The sequence below is a fragment of the Streptomyces sp. NPDC054834 genome, from assembly GCF_053611185.1.
Genome location: NZ_JBSGZV010000088.1, coordinates 1 through 16,848 on the forward strand (window position 1 = coordinate 1; position 16,848 = coordinate 16,848).

Sequence of the window (16,848 nt, forward strand, 5' to 3'; positions counted from 1 at the left end):
TCCTCCGGATACGGAGACTTACGTCCCACCTGGACATCCCTCCCTGGACCATCAAGATCCATTGTCAGGGTGTCCACCCCAAAGGATCAGCCTCAGTGATCGCATTGCCCCTCACCCCTGGTCCCATCGACAATGCCGGGACCGTCTTTCAACGCTCCCGGCGCAGGAAATCGACGGCCAGGTCTGTCGTCGCCTCATGGGCCACTTTGGCGCTCCGGGCGGGACGAGATCACCGACCAGCTTCCTCTCAGCTGATAGCCCCTTCCTTCCATCCCAGGTCAGCGGCCTGCCCCCGCGGGAACGGCGCCCAGCGCGCGATGGAACTTAGATGACCGGTCGGCTAGCTTCGGGATGTGGCGCGGATTTGCGACCGCTCCTGATCCAGTTCCTCAAGAGAACGCACCCATGAGTGCGTACAGCCGGCAGGTCGTGCCGCCGAGGCGGGGCTCACATGCCTGGACGCGCAGCTCTGTTCTCCCGGCCGTCCTCGCCATGGGAGCCCTGTTCCCCTCAAACCTGGAGTGCAGCGATGAACGACAACGGACGTCAGGAAGGCATCCACCCCTTCCCGGCCGGTATGCAGTCGCATGAGATCGAGACCAATGGCGCCACGATCCATGTGCGCGTCGGCGGACAGGGGCCGGCGGTGGTCCTGCTACACGGCTTCGGCACGACGGGCGACATGTGGGGTCACCTGGCGAGCGCACTGATCGAGGACCACACAGTGATCACGCCCGACCTGCGCGGGCTGGGCCTCTCCTCCAAGCCCGAGGGTGGCTACGACAAGAAGAACCAGGCTACGGACGTGTGGGGCGTCCTGGACGCCCTGGGCGTGGGCACCATCGACCTGGTCACGCACGACATCGGCATCATGGTCGGCTACACGGCCGTCGCCACCCACCCCGAGCGCGTCAGCCGCTGGGTGGTGATCGACGCGCCGCTGCCCGGCATCGGACCCTGGGGCGAGATCACTCAGGACCCGACGATGTGGCACTTCGGCTTCGGCGGTCACGACATGGAGCGCCTCGTCGAGGGCCGCGAGCGCATCTACCTCGACCGCTTCTGGAACGAACTCTCCGTGGTCCCGGAGCGGTTCGACGAGGCGAAGCGCGAGCACTATGCGGCTCTCTACGCGCAACCCGGCGCCATGCGGGCGAGCTTCGCCCAGTTCCTGGCGTTTGGCCAGGACGCGGCCGACAACGAGAAGTTCCTCGCGCAGGGCAAGCTGCAGATGCCGGTCCTGGCCTTCGGTGGTGAGGCCACTTTCGGCCCTGGGATCGGTGAGGTGCTGCGCTGTGTCGCCGACGACGTCGAGGACGCCGTCATCCCGGACTGCGGGCACTGGATCACGGAAGAACAGCCGCAGGCGACCACAGACCTGGTCGTTGACTTCCTGCGCCAGGCGCGCTGAAGGACGGCGTCCTAGTTCAAGCGGGACACCTGGTAGTGGACGATGGACCAGCCGTCCGCCACTCGCCGCACCACGAGCGCGAGCTTGACGGCAACCGGGGTCCGGTCAGTGAACGAGAACTCGGCGTCCAGGTAACCGAGTACCAGGTCGTCGGCCAACCGCCGGGTTTCGAGAATCCGGAACTCGGCGGTCATGCCCAGGGGTTGGGAGTCGTAGTACTCGGCGATGCCCTGGTGACCGACGGTGTAAGGGTGCAGGCCCTGGAAGATCGCGTCCTCGGTGTAGAGGGAGGCGACGCGCTGCGGGTCGTGCGCGTCGACGGCCGCCTTCCAGGGGGCGAGGACGCCGCGCAGGATCTCCGCGTCGTTCTTCGTGGTGTGCGTCGTGGTGCTCATCGGGTTTCTCCCGTCGAATGGAGCGGAGTCGTGGTGCCGGACGGCGCCGGAGGTCAGTGGCCGGCGCTCATACCGCCGTCGACGTGCAGGATCTCGCCGGTGACGAAGGGAGCCGTCTCGAGGAAGACCACGGCCTCGACGATGTCGCCCACCTCGCCCATCCGGCCGACCGGGTGCAGGGCGGCGAGGCCCTGGTGGGTCTCCTCCGGGTGCATCGGGGTCCGGATGGTGCCTGGCGACACGGCGTTGACGCGGATGCCGCGGGTGGCGTACTCGATGGCCAGGGACTTCGTCGCGGACTGCAGTCCGCCCTTGGTCAGCGAAGCCAGGACGGAGGGGACGCGGGAGTCCGCGTTGTCGACGAAGCTGGTGGTGACGTTGACGATGTGGCCGCCGCCCCGGGCCAGCATGTGCGGGACGGCCAGCTGGGAGATCCGGAAGAACCCGCCCAGGTTCACGCCGGTGACGGCCGCGTAGTCGTCGGCCGTGTGGTCGGTGAAGGGCTTGGCGACGAAGACGCCCGCGTTGTTGACCAGGGTGTCGATCCGGCCGAACCGCTCCACGGCGGCGGCGACCACGCGCTCCGCGGTGGCCGGGTCGGCGATGTCGCCCTGGACGGTCAGGATGTCGGCGTCGGCGGCGGGCGCGATGGTGCGCGAGGTGGCGACGACGGCGTGGCCGAGCTTGCGGTAAGCCTCGACGAGGCCGGCTCCGATGCCCTGCGAGGCCCCGGTGACGATCGCGACCTTCTGGTTCTGAGAGCTCATGACGTCCTTCTCCGCGTATCAGAGTAGAGGCTGAGGTGCTCCCGGCCGACTACTAGCCGACCGGTCGCCTATTCGGAAAGCTAGACGTCCCGCATGGACGAACGCAAAGGTCAGAGGGTCTTTCGCCAGGACCGGAATCCTCATTGCTGAGAGGCCCGGCCTCCCAGCGCACGTCAGCGGTGCGGGTCGCCGTCGGGCAGCCAGGCGTCCGGGGAGCGGAGTCCAAAGTCGTCGACCCCGTCGCAGAGCGCGTCGACGACGGCGAGCACCGCAGTACGCGTCTCGACCTCGCGCCACACCAGCGACCAGGTCCAGTGCACCGTCGGCGCGACGATCTCGCGCCGCACCAGATCGGACGGCAGTGCGGTGGTCTGCCCCTTCGGCGAGTTGACGACCGGGCGGCGGCTGCGGCGGACATGGTCGAAGAAAGCGGGGCCGGTGATGCCGCCGTCACAGATGCGCAGCGCGTGTGCCCCGGTGTCGTGGCACAGCTGCTCGGCGTAGACGTTCCAGGACGACCAGGAACTGGTGTCGTCATCGAGGAGGACGGCGGTGTCCTGGGCGCGGACGTCCGCGGTGTCGGCGCCGGTGGAAACGGCGTAGAGCCGGTCGGCGCCGAGGAGGCGGGCGCGCAGGCCATGCCGTTTCAGGTCCTCGTCACGCACCCAGCACACGGCGAGGTCCAGGCTGCCGTCGGCGACGCGGGCGGCCTGGGTGTGGGAGGGTGCGATCCAGGCGTCGAGGTGCAGCCGGGCGACACCGGCGCTGCGCGTGGTCAGGTCCGTGGGGAGCCAGCTGACGTAGCCGAGCCGGACCGCTTCCGAGCCCGCCAGCCGGCCGGCCCTGAGCTGAAGGTCGTCGGCCCGCTCCAGCAATGCCCGGGTGTGCGGGAGCAGGGCGGCGCCGGCCGGGGTGAGGGACACCGAGCGGCGGTCGCGGTCGAAGAGCCGTACGCCGAGGTCGCGTTCGAGGGCCTTGATCTGCTGGGAGAGGGAGGGTCCTGCGATGAGGAGGCGCTCGGCGGCGCGGCCGAAGTTCAGCTCCTCGGCGACCGCGACGAAGTACCTCAGCTGGCGGAGCTCCACGCCCGTCATGCTACGCGGACTGAGAGGCCGTCTCTCTCAGCAGGAAGGCAACCTGTCGTGGCGTCCCGTGCCCGTGGCAGACAAGGCTGAGGGCAGGGAAACCCGGCGCTCCGCCGTCCGGCGGGGCGGGCCCGAACGGAGCGAGAGCATGCAAGAGTTCCTGGTCGAGATCACCACGACGATTCCCGACGGCACCAGCCAGGACGAGGTCGACCGGCGCCGCGCCGCCGAGGCTGTACGCGCCCGGGAACTGGCAGCGACCGGCCACCTGGCGAGGCTGTGGCGCCCAGTGGGCGAGCTGCGCAGCATCGGCGTCTGGCGCGCCGCCGACGAGGCGGAACTCCACAAGAAGGTGCTCGGCACCCTGCCGCTGAGCCCATGGATGAGCTTTACCGTGACGCCTCTGGAGTCCCACCCGAACGACCCCGGTCGCTGATCAAGCGGCGCTGGCCCCGAGCAGGGCCAGGGAGTTAGCCCAAAGGGAGCTCAGCCGCCCGGTGTTGTTGTAGAGCTTCGCGAACATCACCTGGCCCTCCAGCTGGGCGACGACGGACCGCGCCGCCTCCCGGGTGTCGGTCACGGTGACGTCACCGCGGTCGAGGGCCTCGGTGACGACCGCGTCGACCATCTCGACCTGGGCGTCGAAAATCTCCTGCAGTCGTGCGCGGACCGCCTCGGTCCGGTTACTCATCTCCAGACTGAGGTTGCCGAACAGACAGCCCGGCACGGTGCCGCAGTCCTGCTGTCCGCTACGCAGCCCGGCCTCCGTCTGCTCGAACAACTGCCGCAGCCGCTCCAGCGGTTCGCCCTCGCCGCTCAGGACGCGCGTCCACTCCCGCCGCTGGTCAGCCCAGTGCTCGTCGACAACGGCGATCGCGAGCGCTTCCTTCGACTCGAAGAAGTAGTAGAAGCTGCCCTTCGGCACGCCGGCCGCCTTGCAGATCTCGGCCACTCCCAGCGCCGAGTACCCACGCGCCTCGAAGAGCGACCGCCCGACCGCGAGGACCTTCTCCCCGGCATCACTGGTCCTGCCCATGCGGCAACTATACGACCGGTCGGCTATCTAGTGGCCGGCAAAGGCTACAGCTTGCTGGCCGTGCAGCGGCAACTCGGCCGCGTCACAGGCGCGACTGCCGCTTCGAGCGGACCCGCTCAAAGCGGCGAGGAAATGACGCGGAGCTGAGACTCCGGCGGATGCCAGGGCGCGAGACAGCCGAAGGACGCCCAGGACGGAAGCGCGGCAGGTGACGCAATCCGCGAGAACCTACAACCAGCCTATGAGCGGTTCCCCCGCCCCGCATGCGCGCTCCCGATGAGCGATGCACCCTGAAGGCGTGATCGAGACTCCGCGCGTGGTCGTGTACCCACCCGGCAAAGACGGCCGCCGGGAAGTCCGCGTCGGCTAGCAGCGGCGGGGTGAAGACGGAATGGCGGGTCTCCGCAGATGCCGGCATCGCGGGCCAGGCAGTGCACGCAGCCGCGCTCGCGGAACCAGCGCAGCACCAGCACCGCCTGCCGGAACGGGCCGAGCGCCCGCGAGCCCCTCGGAGTTCCGATCCGACGGCGGTGCGCGGCCAGCAGGCGGGCGAGACACTCGGCGGTGGGGCGCGGGACGTCGAGCACGGCGGCGTAGGGGACCACGGGGAAGCCTCTGGTTCGGCGGACGATCATGCGTGAAGGAACCCGTCCTACCAGCCCAGCGCCGTGCTCCCGCCGTCGGTCCGCGGGGAGCTGTCGGGTGGCTGATCTAGGCTTCCCGACCGTGACCACCACCTTGATGACATATGCCGGTCCGGTCGACGACCGTGCGCTGGTGACACGCACCGGAGGCGTGCCGCTGGTGCCGGCCGGGTTCACCTGGCCGCAGTGCGCGGCATGCGCGGGACCGATGCAGTTCCTCGCGCAACTGCTGGTCAACGCCCCCGGGGCCCAGAAGACGGCGCGGATCGAGCGCGTCCTGTCGATCTTCATGTGCCAGAACGACCCGGGGCTGTGCGACGAGTGGGATCCGGGCGCGGGCGGCAACCGGGCGCTGCTGTTCCCCCGCGCCGGACTCACGGCCGCCCCGGTGCCCGCGGAAGGCGAAACTCTGCTGCCGCAGACCTGCGGCATCGACTGCACGGCGGCCGACACGGCCCCCTACCCCGAGGCGCGCAGCCGCTGGTCGCAGGTTCATCGTCGCCCGATGCGGGATGTCCTGGGCCAGTTGGGCGGCGCTCCGTCGTGGATGCAGCACGACGAGACGCCGGCATGCCCGTCGTGCGCGCAGCCGATGAGCTTCATCGCCCAGCTCGAAGAGGGCCGCGACCACCAGACGGCGATGAACTTCGGCGGAGGCGGCTGCGGATACGCCTTCGCATGCCCGCCGTGCGAGCAAGGCTCGTTCCTGTGGCAGTGCTGATCATCAGGCTATCGGCTGAGAAAACCTGAGTAGGGTCCGCCGACAGGCTGTCCTGAGCAGTTTATGGGGATTCTTGAGAAGAGAAAATCGCCAACTCTGCTCGTCGCCCCACTGGGTCCGGGTCGTTCAACGGAGCCAGGCCCTGACCGGACGCGAGGAGAAGAACAGCGTCGCCATCGCCTCCAACGAGTCCTTCGGAGGCTGGACCAAGACCTTCACCGACCCCCGGCTCTGCGCGGCCATCGTCGACCGCCTCACCTTCAACGGCACCATCATCGAGACCGGCACTGACTCCTATCGCCTCGCCAGCACACGAGCCCGGCTGAGCAACCCGCCAAGGTCGGCTGAGTGAGATAGCTGTCGATCTTGACCTGAGCGACGAGGGGGTTGAGGGACATCGGAATGAAGACCGGTGCTAAAAGATTGTTGTATGTGGGTTCAGCGAGTGATCGACCTGGCCGGGTGGGAGCCGCTCGGGATCTCCGTCGACTGGGCGGCGATCGAGGGAGAGCTGGGGGTTCCGCTGCCGGCGGACTACAAGGAGCTCTACGAGGCCTTCGGTGGCGGCGTCTTCAGCGATTCCCTCTACTTTCTGGGGCGCGACGAAGGCCCCGCATTCGACTTCCTGACACAGTGGCGGGTCGACCTGTCAGTCGACCAGGACAGCAAGCTCGGAAACGTCTCCGCCGTCGAGCCCTACGCGATCTACGCGCCGGGCGGCAAGGGGCTGGTTGAGTGGGGCTCCACCGAATGGGCCGACGAGTACTTCTGGCTGATCGACGCCGAGCGGCCGGGGGAGTACCCCGTCCTCGCGCGGTCCAATGACGTCGGCGCGTGGCACCGGTACGACATGTCCACCTCCGAGTTCCTCTACCGCGTCCTTGCCGATGCAGATTTTCAACCTTTCGGGATCGCGCAGTACGGCCTCGGCACGACGTTCGAGCCCGGCTCCGGCGACCCCCTCGACGGCCAGCCGCTCTGACGAGAGGCTGGCCGTCCCACGTTCGTGGACACGACAGTGCCGTCGTTTCTCATCGAGATCCGAGAGTCAGGTGATCACCAACTGCCTCCGGAATCGGTCGCCAAACGCTGTTCTTTTCGGCAGCAGCGGGCATGCCCGCGGGGCCGCGGCGTAGGCGGGGGGCGAGGCCGATCAGTGAGGCGGCCAGGACGATCGGTCTCCGAGCGTGACGCCCACTGCGGCCGGGGTGCCTCAGCCGATGCCTCCGCTCGCCACGGCCAAAGGAGACGGCCGGTGTGCCCGGCCTCGCCTGAGTGGGAGTTGCGTCAGGTGAGGCGACGGAGGGCGTCGGGGGTGAGGTCGGCGAGGGCCGGATAGCCGTCGACGGCCATGATCAGGTCGGCCTCGGCGAGCAGGGCCCGCAGGACGTGGGCGAGGCCGGCTTCACCGCCGAGGGCGAGGCCGTACGCGTAGGGGCGGCCGACGCCGACGGCGGTGGCGCCCAAGGCAACCGCCTTGATGATGTCGGCTCCCGTGCGGACACCGGAGTCGAACAGGACGGGCAAGCCGTCGGCCGCGTCGACCACGCCGGGCAGGGCGTCGAGGGCGGGCAGGCCGCCGTTGGCCTGGCGTCCGCCGTGGTTGGAGCAGTAGATGCCATCCACGCCGCCGTCCTTGGCACGGCGGACGTCCTCGGGGTGGCAGATGCCCTTCAGGATCAGCGGCAGGTCGGTGATCGAGCGCAGCCAGGGCAGGTCCTGCCAGGTGAGCGGGTTGCCGAAGATCCGCACCCACTCGGCGACCGCAGCCGCCGGGTCATCCTCCGGACTGCGGGCGAGGCGTGAACGGAAGACCGGGTCACTGGTGTAGTTGGCGAGGCAATTGCCACGTAGCTGGGGGAAGTTGCTGACGCCGAGGTCGCGGGGGCGCCAGCCGGTGATCCAAGTGTCGAGGGTGACCACGATGCCCTTGAACCCGGCCTTCTCGGCACGGTGGACCAGGCTCTCGGCCAGTTCCCGGTCGGTGGGCGTGTAGAGCTGGAAGAAGCCCGGGGTGTCACCGAACTCGGCGGCGACCTTCTCCAGCGGATCGACGGTCAGCGTGGAGGCGACCATCGGCACGCCGGTGCGGGCAGCGGCGCGCGCGGTGGCGAGATCGCCGTGGCCGTCCTGCGCGCACAGCCCAATCACGCCGATCGGGGCCATGAACAGCGGCGAGGGCAGGCGCATACCGAACAGGTCGACGGACAGATCCCGCTGCCTGGCCCCCACCATCATGCGCGGCACCAGGCCCCACCGGTCGAACGCGGTGACGTTGGCCCGCTGGGTCCGCTCGTCACCGGCGCCGGCCGTGACATAGGAACGGACCGAGGCCGGCATCGCGGCCTGGGCCAACGGCTCCAGCTCGTCGTAGGTCATCGGGAAGCGCGGCACCACACCGCGCAGCCCGTCCATGTAGATCTCGTCCTGATAATCGCCGTATGTCATGGTCCGGCCTCCTACACGCTCGCCAGATGCGGGCCCCTGAAGTCCACAATGGGAGAGTGACGAACGAAAGCCGCCAAACGCAGGATTGTGCCTCACGCGGCTGGAACATGCAGGATGATGCACCCGCACTGCTGACAGAGGACGACCTGGCGCTGATCAACGCCCTGCAGCTGCGGCCGCGGGCCTCATGGACCGAGCTCGGGCGCGCCTTGGGTGTCGACCCGGTCACCGTCGCCCGCCGCTTCAGCCGCCTCGCCGACCAAGGCGCCGCCTGGGTGGGATTCTCACCCGGCCCACGTCTGTTCGAGCAGATCTGCGTGGCCTTCGTCGTGATCGACTGCGCCCCGGGAGCCACCGCAGAACTCGCCCAGACACTGAGCGCCCACCCTCACATGCTCACGATCGAGCGTGCCGCCGCCGGCCACGACATCCTGGCCATCGTCGCCACCCGTGACTTGCCGACCCTCTCCCGCTACACCCTCGACCTGCTCCCGCACCTTCCCGGCATCACGAGCGTGCAGGCCCGGATCGTCACCCACATGTTCACCGAGGGCGGCCGGTGGCGCATCTCCGCCCTGGCGCCCGACCAACGCGCCCAGCTGACCGGCCCGTCCCCAGCCCAAACCCCTGTCGCCCCGGGCGAGATCAGCACCTCCGACCGCGCCCTCATCACCCGGCTCGCCCACGACGGCCGCGCTTCCTACCAGACCCTGGCCAGCGACCTCGGCGTCAGCCTCAACACCGCCAAACGCCGCACCGAATGTCTCACCCGACGCGGCCTCCTACGATTCCGCTGCGACTTCGCTCGCCTCCTCGGCGGCTGGCCCGTCTCGGTCACCCTTTGGGCCAAAGTCCCACCCGCCGACCTCCCCGAGATCGGCCCCGCCCTCATCCGCCTGCCCGAGACCCGCAACTGCGCCGCCATCAGCGGCCCCCACAACCTCATCCTCCAGGCCAGCCTGCACTCCGTCAGCGACGTACTGCGCCTAGAAACCCAGCTCGCGACCGCCCACCCGAGTCTCGACATCGTCGACCGCGTCATCACCCTGCGCCAGGACAAGCTGCTCGGCCACCTTCTGGACTCCCATGGCCGCTCCGTCGGCATCATCCCGCCCGACCTCTGGGCAGAGCCGACGATTTGAATGGCCGTCTGCCGTTTCCCTCAGTATCGCGGCGGCGGGATTCCATCTGATCAATCGGGACGAGCCGATCTCCTGCTCGGCCAAGCATCTTGCAGCCTGCAAGCACGCACCCCTGATGAGCTGGATCAAGCAACATACCGGGGCGCTGACCTGCGAGTACAGCACCACCCGACGCGAACCAGCACAGGTTCGAATCCTGCCGCTCCCAATCGCTGCACGCCCATCGAGCCGTCGTCGGCCTGGGCGACCAGCCACCGTGAACAGCGGCGCGAAATCAGCCCACGCTGCTGTCCTGAGTCGACCTATTCCCAGGTCATAAGCGGTGTCGGCGCCGAGGCGCCGTCGCTTCCGGAGCTGAGAGCGCGAGTGCGATTCTCGTCACCCGCTCCATGCTTCCGCGCTGGCGGTCACGCCCACTCCACTCCCAGCTCCCGTAGCGCGTCCAGCTGCTCCTGGGTGAGCTTGTCCCGCCTGGTCTTGATGTTGCTGTACCAGATGCCGAGCTTGGTCTCGGTCCCGTCGGGCAAGGTCTCCACCACCTTCCGGGGCACGGGCCGGTGGGCGCCTTCCCGTTCGACCCACTGCGCGAGGGCTGCCAGGTGTTGACTGCCGTTCAAAATCGTGACGGGTTGCCACTCACGATGGTGATGTGCGGGGATGAAGAGAGCCCGCTGGTGGGGTTCCAGCGGGCTGTTTGATCTTCATCGTGTCACTGGGATGTTGATGGTGCCCAGGGCGGGCGCGGTCTTCATTCCGCGGTGACTTCGGCGACGGCGGCGCGTGCGCTGGTCTCGTCGACGATGGGCTTGCCTTCGGCGTAGGCGGACAGCAGGGCCTGGACGGCGAGGTTGTTGACGGCGCGGGGATAGCCGCGGGCGGTGTCGTGGATGAGTGTGATCGCGTCGTCGGTGAAGAGCGTGTCGGTGCGGCCGGCGAGTGCGAGGTGGTGGACCAGGTAGGAGGCGGTTTCCTCGCCGGTCATGGACGGCATGTTGTAGCGGACCTGGATGCGCTGGTCGAGGGCGGCCAGGACGCCGAGCTTGATCTTGTGTCGCAGGGTTGGCTGGCCGATCAGCAGGCAGGCCAGCGGACTGCTGGAGTCCATCTCGTCGTTGGTCAGCATCCGGATCGCCTCCAGTTGCTCGTGGTCGAGCAGGTGGGCTTCCTCGATGATCAGGATGGGGACGCGGCCGCGTTCGTTGTTCTCGGTCGCCAGCAGGTCGGTGGCCTGGGGGATCAGCGTGGACTTGTGCGGGCGCGGGACGCCGCCGAGCGCGGTGACGATGGCGTGGTGGATCCCGGCGACGCCGACAGCGGGGTTGGCCAGGTAGATGACCTTGTGGCGGGGGTGGTCCAGCTGGGGCAGCGACGCTCTGACCGCGACGGTCTTGCCCGCGCCGACCTCGCCGGTGATCACCCCGAGGGCGCGTTCGCCGATGCACCAGGTGATCCGGGCGACGGCCTGCGCGTGGGCGGAGTGCCGGTGCAGCATCGAGGGAGCCAGGTCCTTGCCGAACGGCATCCGCGTGAAGCCCCAGTGCGCCGTCAGTTTGTCTATCAACGTCCGTTGTTCCTCTCCAAGCAGGCGATGGTGTCGTCCAGTTCGGCCGCGGCGTGTTCGGCCCGGGAGTGGAAGCGGACCGCGAACCGCAGGCTGTGCGGCTGCCGTGACAACCAAGTAGCGTGTGCACTCATGACCGACCAGCCGAAGACCGGCCTGGGTGACGTGCTTGCCCACGTAATGAACTGCGACCACGATGGCGAAGAGCCCGACCTCAGCGGCGGTCGACGAGTCGAATACGTCGTGACCGGGATCCGTGGAGCGCTCGTCGACGCCCACGCTGTCGACGACCCGACGAACAAATACGTGAGCTCGGCCGCCGTTCTCTCGCAGAACCTCAAGACCGAGGTCCGTTCGTTGCTTGGGTGCCACTTCAGTTGCCGTGTCGTGCCTGGCAACCCCGGCACCTTTTTCGTCGATTTCCGGATGGTCCCAGAGCCAGGCGCCCAAGCGTTCGCGTGATTGACGCGTGGGACAAGCCGGTGCTGGACCCGGTTGCCGCTGGTCACGAGTCCTCTCCGCTCAGGTCGACGGCCGTGGTCGGCTGGTCCTGGCCCAGGAAGACCTCGTAGTTGATCCGCTGCCCGAGCTCCTTCGTGCGCTCGGTGTCGATGAGCCGCAGGTAGTCGATGCCGGTCGGCGCCGGCGGGGCCGCCGCCGGGGTCTCGGGCTTGGCCCTCGGGTGCGCGTGCCGGGTGATCAGGTGCGGGATCGCCTTGCCGAACGAGCGGCCGCCGAAGCGGACGTCGATGTCGGTCAGGTCGAAGGGGTCGAAGACCAGCTCGACCTGCCGTCCGACCAGCGACGCGTCGACGTTCTAGGTGTTGGACTGGAGCGAGACCGTGGCGGTCTTGGCGACCTTCCGCAGCTCGGACCAGCGGAAAGCCTCCCTCAGCGCGTCCGGTGTCGGGGTGGGGAACGGCGCCCCGGCCAGCCAGCGTTCCAGCGGCTGCTGCCCGGTCTCGGAGTGGACCCGCCGGTGATAGACCTGCTCGACCCAGGCGGTGAAGAGCCTGTTCAGCGTAGCCAGGTCAGTGACCTTCTCCGTGTCGACCTCGACCAGGAACTGCTCTCGGACAGTTCGGAAGAACCGCTCGATTTTTCCTCTGCCCTGCGGACGCCCCCGGGTGGAGTGGATGAGCTTGATCCCGAGCCTCGCGCATGCCCTGAGCAGGGGTGAGTCCACGAAAGCGGAGCCATTGTCGACGTAGACGCCTTCGGGGACGCCGCGTGCGGCCAGCGCCGGCCGCAGGGCCGCGGCGAGGCGAACACTGTCCTCAGCCCCGCCCCAGCGGTGGCCGACCACCGCCCGGCTGTTGTCGTCGACGAACGCGAACAGGTAGGCCTTGTGGCCGGCGATCTTCGACCCGTGCAGTGCGTCCCCGACCCAGAGCTCGTTCGGACGCGTGGCCTTGAACCGGCCGAATGCTTCCGGTGCCTGCCCGTCCGGGCGGGTCAGCAGCTCCAGCCGTTGAAGGTGCCGATGGACCGTGCGGTAGGAGGGGCTCCCAGCCCTGTGCTGCTGCAGGATCCGCACCACCTGCGCGGTCGACCGGGTCGGGTTCTCCCGCTTCAGGGCCGCGGCCAGGTCCAGGACCTCCTCCGGCGTGCGCGGGGTGACCTGCCGGGTCGGCGGCAGCAGAGCATCGAAGCCGCCCTCACGCCAGAGCTTGAGCCAGCGGTCCACCGTCCCGCGCGTGATCTTGACCGGCTTCCCGAACGGATCAGTGTGCACCTGGGCGGCGATCGCCCGGTCCATCGCCCCGCTGTCGGCGTACGAGCTGAAGTGCAGAGTCGCGTACGGACGAACGTGCAGGGGTGTCAGGCGACTTCGGTCTCGCGCTCGATGGCCTTGAGGCGGTTCTTCAGGCGGTAGCTCGGGCCGTTGATCGAGATCACTTCGCAGTGGTGTAGGAGGCGGTCGAGGATGGCGGTGGCGAGGACTTCATCGCCGAAGACCTGGCCCCATTCGCTGAAGGTCTTGTTCGAGGTGAGGATGATCGAGCCCTTCTCGTAGCGCTTGGAGATCACCTGGAAGACCAGGTTCGCCTCGGCCCGTTCCAGTGGCTGGTAGCCGACCTCGTCGACCACGAGGACGCTGGGCCGCAGGTAGGTGCCTAGTTTCCTGGTCAACCGGCCGGTCTCCTCGGCGGCTTTGAGGTTGCGGACCATGTCATCGAGGCTGGTGAAGTAGATCGAGTAGCCGGCCCGGCAGGCCGCGACCGCGACGGCGACGGCGATGTGCGTCTTGCCGACTCCGGGCGTTATCGAGGGTTCGGTTCGAGATTCGGCATGTTGCCGCTGGGTGGGACCTTCATGAGATCGATGTGACGTGGCTGCGTTGTCAGTGCAGCCTCGTATGTTGTCCCGATGGATCAGAAGGTGGTCGACGAGCGGGCCGTCGAAGCGGCCGTGAACGATGCTGAACAGGCGATAGCCGAGTTCGACGGGGCCTGCCGGTGGCTGACTGCTGCCCGGCAGGGACCGATGCAGCCTCTTGCAGCCGAGGTCTGGGTGTTCGACAAGGATCTTGCCCGGGTGGTGTTGGTGAAGCACCGTTGGCGGGGTTGGGTTCCTCCGGGCGGGAAGGTCGAGGCCAGCGAGACACCGCGCGAGGGCGCCACCCGGGAGCTTTTCGAGGAGACGGGCCTTCGGGTGGAACTGCTGGCTGAGCCGGCAGCGGTTGCGGTTCGCTCCTATCACCCGGACTGGCCGGTCACGCTCGGGCTGTCGTATGCCGCCGTTGTTGATGCAGCGGCCTCGTTTGTTCCGGAGGCCGGGCAGCCGGTGGCTTGGAAGAGGTTGGACGAGGGATGGAAGAGCTATTTTCCCGATGATCTATCCCGAATCCGTCAGCATGCCGCATGGTTGGCTGATCGGGTGGGCCGTCACTGAGGGGCTGCTGCGACTCCTCCGCGGCGGGCGAGTTCGCGTCGGAGGTCGAGGTTCTCGCCGTGGGCTTGTTCGAGCGCGTCTCGCAGGGCCTGTACTTCTTTGCGGTGCTGCTTCTTCAGGTGGGTGATCTGGCTGGTCAGCGCGAGGACGAGGGTGCTCTGCTCGTCGGCCGTAGGCGCCGGTGCGGGAACGGGCCGGGCCTGGGACCGTAGCCGTTCGATGCGTACCCGCAGGTCGGGGTGGTTATAGAGGAACGCGTGGGAGACGCTGGCCTCGCGCTGGACGGCCTGGAAGGTGATCGGCTCACCGCGTTTGACCAGGGTGCGGATCGCCTTCTCTGCCGCGGCGGTCTTGGCCTGGGACTTGGCCTTTGCGGCGGTGGCGAGTGTCTGGGTGCGCTTGGCGCGAGCGTCGTCGGTCATGGGCGGGTCCTTCGGTGACGGTCGACGTCGAGGGTGAGCGGGATGGGACCGGTGGGGGCGGCGCCGCAGCCGGCGCCCTGGACGGCGCGTCCGGGATTGGAGCGGAGGGTGTCCAGGAGCTTGGTGAGGGCCGCGTGTTCGGCTCTTCGTTGCAGCAGCCAGACGTTGTCCTCGGGCATCGGGCGTCTGTGCCGTTCCTGGAACGTGGTGGTGCTGCGGTTGATCAGGGCCTCGGTCTCGGCCAACTGCCGTTCCAGAGCACTCTGGTGGGAGGCGTCGGTGACGAAGACCGAGCAGGTCAGGCAGGCGTTTCCCTTGTCGCAGGTCTGCAGGGGCGGCAGCAGGCACCAGCCGTGGGGCAGGAACCGGTCGGACCGGTTGAACAGGTGGAGGCTGTCGTGGTCGTCGCGGGAGAAGCTGACGTGGGTGCCGTCCGCGCGGAGTTTCGTGGTGGCCAGGAACGCCTGCTCGGCGTGTTCCTGGCGGGCGGCGACGTAGTGCATCGTCATCGAGGGGGTGGCATGCCCGGCATAGCGCATCAACACGTGGATGGGCAGGCCGAGTTCGGCGAGCCGGGTCAGCCTGGTGTGACGGAAGCGGTGGGTGTGGCTCAGTCCGACGGGCTTGCCCTTGCTGTCGGTGATCTTCACGATCTTGCTGAACTCGCGGAGCATCCAGCTGTAGGTGCCCGACGGGTAGGGCTTGTCGCCTTGCCGGTTCCCGGTTCGCTGCAGGAACAGGTGGCGCGGGGTGATGCCGGGGAAGTGGTCGCGGACCCACTGTCGTTGTTCCTCGATGACCGCGACGACCTCGGCGTCGACGAGGATGTTGTCCGGCGCGATGTCGATCTTGCTCTGTGCGTAGTGGAAGCGGGCGACCTGTTCGCCCTCGGCTGCGTCGACGGCCCGGTCGGGGACTGGGGAGAGGCAGTCGAAGCGGCTGGTGCGGATCTCGCTGGCCCGCCGTCCGGTGAGGATCTGCAGCAGGATCATGCGCATGGCCTGCGGGTCGTCGAAGCCGCGGGTGGTGACCTGCTGTCCGTCGCCGCGGGTGATGAGCATCTGCTCGTCGCGGGCGAACCCGAGCAGGGGCAGGGCGGAGGGGATCTGTGCGAGTGCGTGGTCGTCGACGTAGTGCTCGTCGTTGAGTTCGCGCTGGTGCGGGATGCGGGAGACCTGGCGGAACCATCCGGCCGCGTGAGCGTCGGTGATCCGGGACCACGGGTTGGGGCCGAGGACCTGGCGGGCCTCGATGGGGTTGGCGGCGACGAACGCGAAGAGTTCGGCGACGGCCCGCAGGTCGTCGTTGACCAGGCGAGGATGGACGGGCTGCCCAGCGAACCGTTGCTCGTTCTGGCGAAGGAGCCGGTTGGCGGGGTCGGACGCCCAGCGGCGGAAGGCGGCGGCCAGCTGGACGGCGTGGGCGGGGTCGCCCAGGACGTCGAGCGGGTCGGTGAAGGTCTCCAGCCAGCGGTCGAAGCGGGCGAAGCACCGCATCCTCTCCTGGCTCACCGTCGACCAGCGCAACGTTCCGGCCTCCAGCTGGATGCCCAGAGACCACTTCACGGCCTCCCGCAGCCACGGCTGAGTGATCCTTGAGGGTGAACAGCCGTAGTGGGCCTGGGGTTCGTGCTCGGCCAGCGGGATCCGCGGATCGCAGCGGGGGTGCCACTCGTCCAGGGACCACCAGGGCCCGTCGCTGCAGCGGGCGAGGAGGGCCAGGCGGCAGAAGCGGAAGATCACCCGCAGCCGGGCGACGCTGCCGCGGGGAATGAGCCGGCCCCAGCGGGTGGCATAGAACCACTGCTGCAGGGCGGCCGCCGTCTCCCAGTCCATGGCCCGGATCGATGTCGGGAAGGGATGGTTGTCGCGGATCGCGCGGCGCAGGATGTTCGCGAACTGGTTGGTGCCCAGCACCGATGAGCGGGTCCCGTCCATCGCCTGCCAGTGCGCCATCCAGGCCAGTTCGGCGGCGATCAGGTCGGGCAGACCGGTCAGGTCGATGCGGCGGTCGCCGTTCTCGGTGATCTTCTCCCAGTCGTCGATGCCGTCGCCGATCACCGGCCCCTTCCAGGGCTCGGGCAGCTCCCGCCAGAGCCGCCAGAACGGATCCTCGTCGCCGGCTGCGTGGAGATGACGCTGTTCACCGGCCATCGTCAACCTGCCAGGCGGAGATGTACGACTTCCAGCTCGCCGCGGCCCGCAGGGCCTCGTCCTCGCGGACCCATAATGGTGACGTCGGGTATTGGAACTGCCCGAATGCCTCAGCCGGTGCGGACCCAGGCGGTGAAATCGTCGGCGAGTCCTGGCGGGTTGGCCAGC

The 16,848-nt window shown here is 68.4% G+C and carries 17 protein-coding genes and 2 pseudogenes; 8 read left to right on the top strand and 11 right to left on the bottom strand.

What is annotated here, in order from left to right:
- Positions 1–529: 529 nt before the first annotated feature.
- Positions 530–1,411, top strand: a complete 882-nt coding sequence (locus tag ACWGJM_RS47755) for an alpha/beta fold hydrolase (protein ID WP_453418059.1) — start codon at positions 530–532, stop codon at positions 1,409–1,411.
- Between the two features lie 11 nt (positions 1,412–1,422).
- On the opposite strand, the gene ACWGJM_RS47760 is transcribed toward ACWGJM_RS47755, so the two are convergent.
- From ACWGJM_RS47760 to ACWGJM_RS47770, 3 genes are all read right to left on the bottom strand, one after another.
- Positions 1,423–1,806 carry a YybH family protein gene (locus tag ACWGJM_RS47760; protein WP_453418060.1) on the bottom strand — a complete coding sequence of 128 codons (384 nt, stop codon included), beginning with the start codon at positions 1,804–1,806 and terminating at the stop codon, positions 1,423–1,425.
- A gap of 53 nt (positions 1,807–1,859) precedes the next feature.
- Positions 1,860–2,573: an SDR family NAD(P)-dependent oxidoreductase gene (locus ACWGJM_RS47765; RefSeq protein ID WP_453418061.1), complete on the bottom strand. Its 714-nt coding sequence runs from the start codon at positions 2,571–2,573 to the stop codon at positions 1,860–1,862.
- Between the two features lie 173 nt (positions 2,574–2,746).
- On the bottom strand, positions 2,747–3,667 hold the full coding sequence (locus ACWGJM_RS47770; RefSeq protein ID WP_453418062.1) for a LysR family transcriptional regulator: 921 nt from the start codon (positions 3,665–3,667) through the stop codon (positions 2,747–2,749).
- Between the two features lie 139 nt (positions 3,668–3,806).
- Between ACWGJM_RS47770 and ACWGJM_RS47775 the strand changes: the two genes are divergently transcribed.
- Entirely contained in the window at positions 3,807–4,094 is a 288-nt protein-coding gene (locus ACWGJM_RS47775) for a muconolactone Delta-isomerase family protein (protein ID WP_453418063.1), read from the top strand.
- On the opposite strand, the gene ACWGJM_RS47780 is transcribed toward ACWGJM_RS47775, so the two are convergent.
- A complete protein-coding gene (locus tag ACWGJM_RS47780) occupies positions 4,095–4,694 on the bottom strand; it encodes a TetR/AcrR family transcriptional regulator (protein WP_453418064.1) in 600 nt (199 codons plus the stop codon).
- A gap of 726 nt (positions 4,695–5,420) precedes the next feature.
- On the opposite strand from ACWGJM_RS47780, the gene ACWGJM_RS47785 reads away from it, so the two are divergent.
- The 3 genes and pseudogenes from ACWGJM_RS47785 (at position 5,421) to ACWGJM_RS47795 (ending at position 7,041) form a co-directional block, all read left to right on the top strand.
- Positions 5,421–6,059, top strand: a complete 639-nt coding sequence (locus ACWGJM_RS47785; RefSeq protein WP_453418065.1) for a DUF1963 domain-containing protein — start codon at positions 5,421–5,423, stop codon at positions 6,057–6,059.
- A gap of 136 nt (positions 6,060–6,195) precedes the next feature.
- Positions 6,196–6,411: pseudogene (locus ACWGJM_RS47790) on the top strand (ATP-binding protein); the annotation flags it as partial.
- A 78-nt stretch (positions 6,412–6,489) separates the two neighbouring features.
- Positions 6,490–7,041 (top strand): SMI1/KNR4 family protein, encoded by a 552-nt coding sequence (locus ACWGJM_RS47795; protein WP_453418066.1) that lies wholly within the window; start codon positions 6,490–6,492, stop codon positions 7,039–7,041.
- 305 nt (positions 7,042–7,346) lie between these two features.
- Here the strand turns inward: ACWGJM_RS47795 and ACWGJM_RS47800 are convergent, their stop codons facing one another.
- Positions 7,347–8,507 (bottom strand): alpha-hydroxy-acid oxidizing protein, encoded by a 1,161-nt coding sequence (locus tag ACWGJM_RS47800; RefSeq protein ID WP_453418067.1) that lies wholly within the window; start codon positions 8,505–8,507, stop codon positions 7,347–7,349.
- Between the two features lie 107 nt (positions 8,508–8,614).
- Between ACWGJM_RS47800 and ACWGJM_RS47805 the strand changes: the two genes are divergently transcribed.
- Complete coding sequence (locus ACWGJM_RS47805; RefSeq protein ID WP_453418068.1) at positions 8,615–9,649, top strand: Lrp/AsnC family transcriptional regulator; 1,035 nt, start codon at positions 8,615–8,617, stop codon at positions 9,647–9,649.
- Positions 9,650–10,056: 407 nt separating this feature from the next.
- Here the strand turns inward: ACWGJM_RS47805 and ACWGJM_RS47810 are convergent, their stop codons facing one another.
- Together ACWGJM_RS47810 and ACWGJM_RS47815 are read right to left on the bottom strand one after the other, a co-directional pair.
- The gene (locus ACWGJM_RS47810; RefSeq protein WP_453418075.1) at positions 10,057–10,335 is read right to left on the bottom strand and encodes a helicase associated domain-containing protein; all 279 of its coding nucleotides are present in this window, start codon (positions 10,333–10,335) and stop codon (positions 10,057–10,059) included.
- Positions 10,336–10,397: 62 nt separating this feature from the next.
- Entirely contained in the window at positions 10,398–11,210 is an 813-nt protein-coding gene (locus ACWGJM_RS47815; RefSeq protein WP_453418069.1) for an ExeA family protein, read from the bottom strand.
- 132 nt (positions 11,211–11,342) lie between these two features.
- On the opposite strand from ACWGJM_RS47815, the gene ACWGJM_RS47820 reads away from it, so the two are divergent.
- A complete protein-coding gene (locus ACWGJM_RS47820; RefSeq protein ID WP_453418070.1) occupies positions 11,343–11,672 on the top strand; it encodes a hypothetical protein in 330 nt (109 codons plus the stop codon).
- A gap of 355 nt (positions 11,673–12,027) precedes the next feature.
- Here the strand turns inward: ACWGJM_RS47820 and ACWGJM_RS47825 are convergent, their stop codons facing one another.
- Together ACWGJM_RS47825 and ACWGJM_RS47830 are read right to left on the bottom strand one after the other, a co-directional pair.
- Positions 12,028–12,969 carry a DDE-type integrase/transposase/recombinase gene (locus ACWGJM_RS47825; RefSeq protein ID WP_453418071.1) on the bottom strand — a complete coding sequence of 314 codons (942 nt, stop codon included), beginning with the start codon at positions 12,967–12,969 and terminating at the stop codon, positions 12,028–12,030.
- A 62-nt stretch (positions 12,970–13,031) separates the two neighbouring features.
- Positions 13,032–13,472: pseudogene (locus ACWGJM_RS47830) on the bottom strand (ATP-binding protein); the annotation flags it as partial.
- A gap of 108 nt (positions 13,473–13,580) precedes the next feature.
- Between ACWGJM_RS47830 and ACWGJM_RS47835 the strand changes: the two are divergent.
- Positions 13,581–14,105 (top strand): NUDIX domain-containing protein, encoded by a 525-nt coding sequence (locus ACWGJM_RS47835; RefSeq protein WP_453418072.1) that lies wholly within the window; start codon positions 13,581–13,583, stop codon positions 14,103–14,105.
- Here ACWGJM_RS47835 and ACWGJM_RS47840 read toward each other — a convergent pair.
- Positions 14,099–14,527: a DUF6262 family protein gene (locus ACWGJM_RS47840; RefSeq protein ID WP_453418073.1), complete on the bottom strand. Its 429-nt coding sequence runs from the start codon at positions 14,525–14,527 to the stop codon at positions 14,099–14,101. The genes ACWGJM_RS47835 and ACWGJM_RS47840 overlap by 7 nt on opposite strands.
- The gene (locus tag ACWGJM_RS47845; RefSeq protein WP_453418074.1) at positions 14,524–16,680 is read right to left on the bottom strand and encodes a tyrosine-type recombinase/integrase; all 2,157 of its coding nucleotides are present in this window, start codon (positions 16,678–16,680) and stop codon (positions 14,524–14,526) included. The genes ACWGJM_RS47840 and ACWGJM_RS47845 overlap by 4 nt, the downstream gene beginning before the upstream one ends.
- Positions 16,681–16,848: the final 168 nt, after the last annotated feature.

Excerpts from the sequence above, each read along its gene's own strand:
- ACWGJM_RS47780 (WP_453418064.1), bottom strand. The coding sequence starts at position 4,694 with ATGGGCAGGACCAGTGATGCCGGGGAGAAGGTCCTCGCGGTCGGGCGG.
- ACWGJM_RS47835 (WP_453418072.1), top strand. The coding sequence starts at position 13,581 with ATGGATCAGAAGGTGGTCGACGAGCGGGCCGTCGAAGCGGCCGTGAAC.
- ACWGJM_RS47805 (WP_453418068.1), top strand. The coding sequence starts at position 8,615 with ATGCAGGATGATGCACCCGCACTGCTGACAGAGGACGACCTGGCGCTG.
- ACWGJM_RS47820 (WP_453418070.1), top strand. The coding sequence starts at position 11,343 with ATGACCGACCAGCCGAAGACCGGCCTGGGTGACGTGCTTGCCCACGTA.
- ACWGJM_RS47765 (WP_453418061.1), bottom strand. The coding sequence starts at position 2,573 with ATGAGCTCTCAGAACCAGAAGGTCGCGATCGTCACCGGGGCCTCGCAG.
- ACWGJM_RS47800 (WP_453418067.1), bottom strand. The coding sequence starts at position 8,507 with ATGACATACGGCGATTATCAGGACGAGATCTACATGGACGGGCTGCGC.
- ACWGJM_RS47840 (WP_453418073.1), bottom strand. The coding sequence starts at position 14,527 with ATGACCGACGACGCTCGCGCCAAGCGCACCCAGACACTCGCCACCGCC.
- ACWGJM_RS47760 (WP_453418060.1), bottom strand. The coding sequence starts at position 1,806 with ATGAGCACCACGACGCACACCACGAAGAACGACGCGGAGATCCTGCGC.
- ACWGJM_RS47825 (WP_453418071.1), bottom strand. The coding sequence starts at position 12,969 with ATGGACCGGGCGATCGCCGCCCAGGTGCACACTGATCCGTTCGGGAAG.
- ACWGJM_RS47770 (WP_453418062.1), bottom strand. The coding sequence starts at position 3,667 with ATGACGGGCGTGGAGCTCCGCCAGCTGAGGTACTTCGTCGCGGTCGCC.
- ACWGJM_RS47755 (WP_453418059.1), top strand. The coding sequence starts at position 530 with ATGAACGACAACGGACGTCAGGAAGGCATCCACCCCTTCCCGGCCGGT.
- ACWGJM_RS47795 (WP_453418066.1), top strand. The coding sequence starts at position 6,490 with ATGTGGGTTCAGCGAGTGATCGACCTGGCCGGGTGGGAGCCGCTCGGG.
- ACWGJM_RS47845 (WP_453418074.1), bottom strand. The coding sequence starts at position 16,680 with ATGGCCGGTGAACAGCGTCATCTCCACGCAGCCGGCGACGAGGATCCG.
- ACWGJM_RS47775 (WP_453418063.1), top strand. The coding sequence starts at position 3,807 with ATGCAAGAGTTCCTGGTCGAGATCACCACGACGATTCCCGACGGCACC.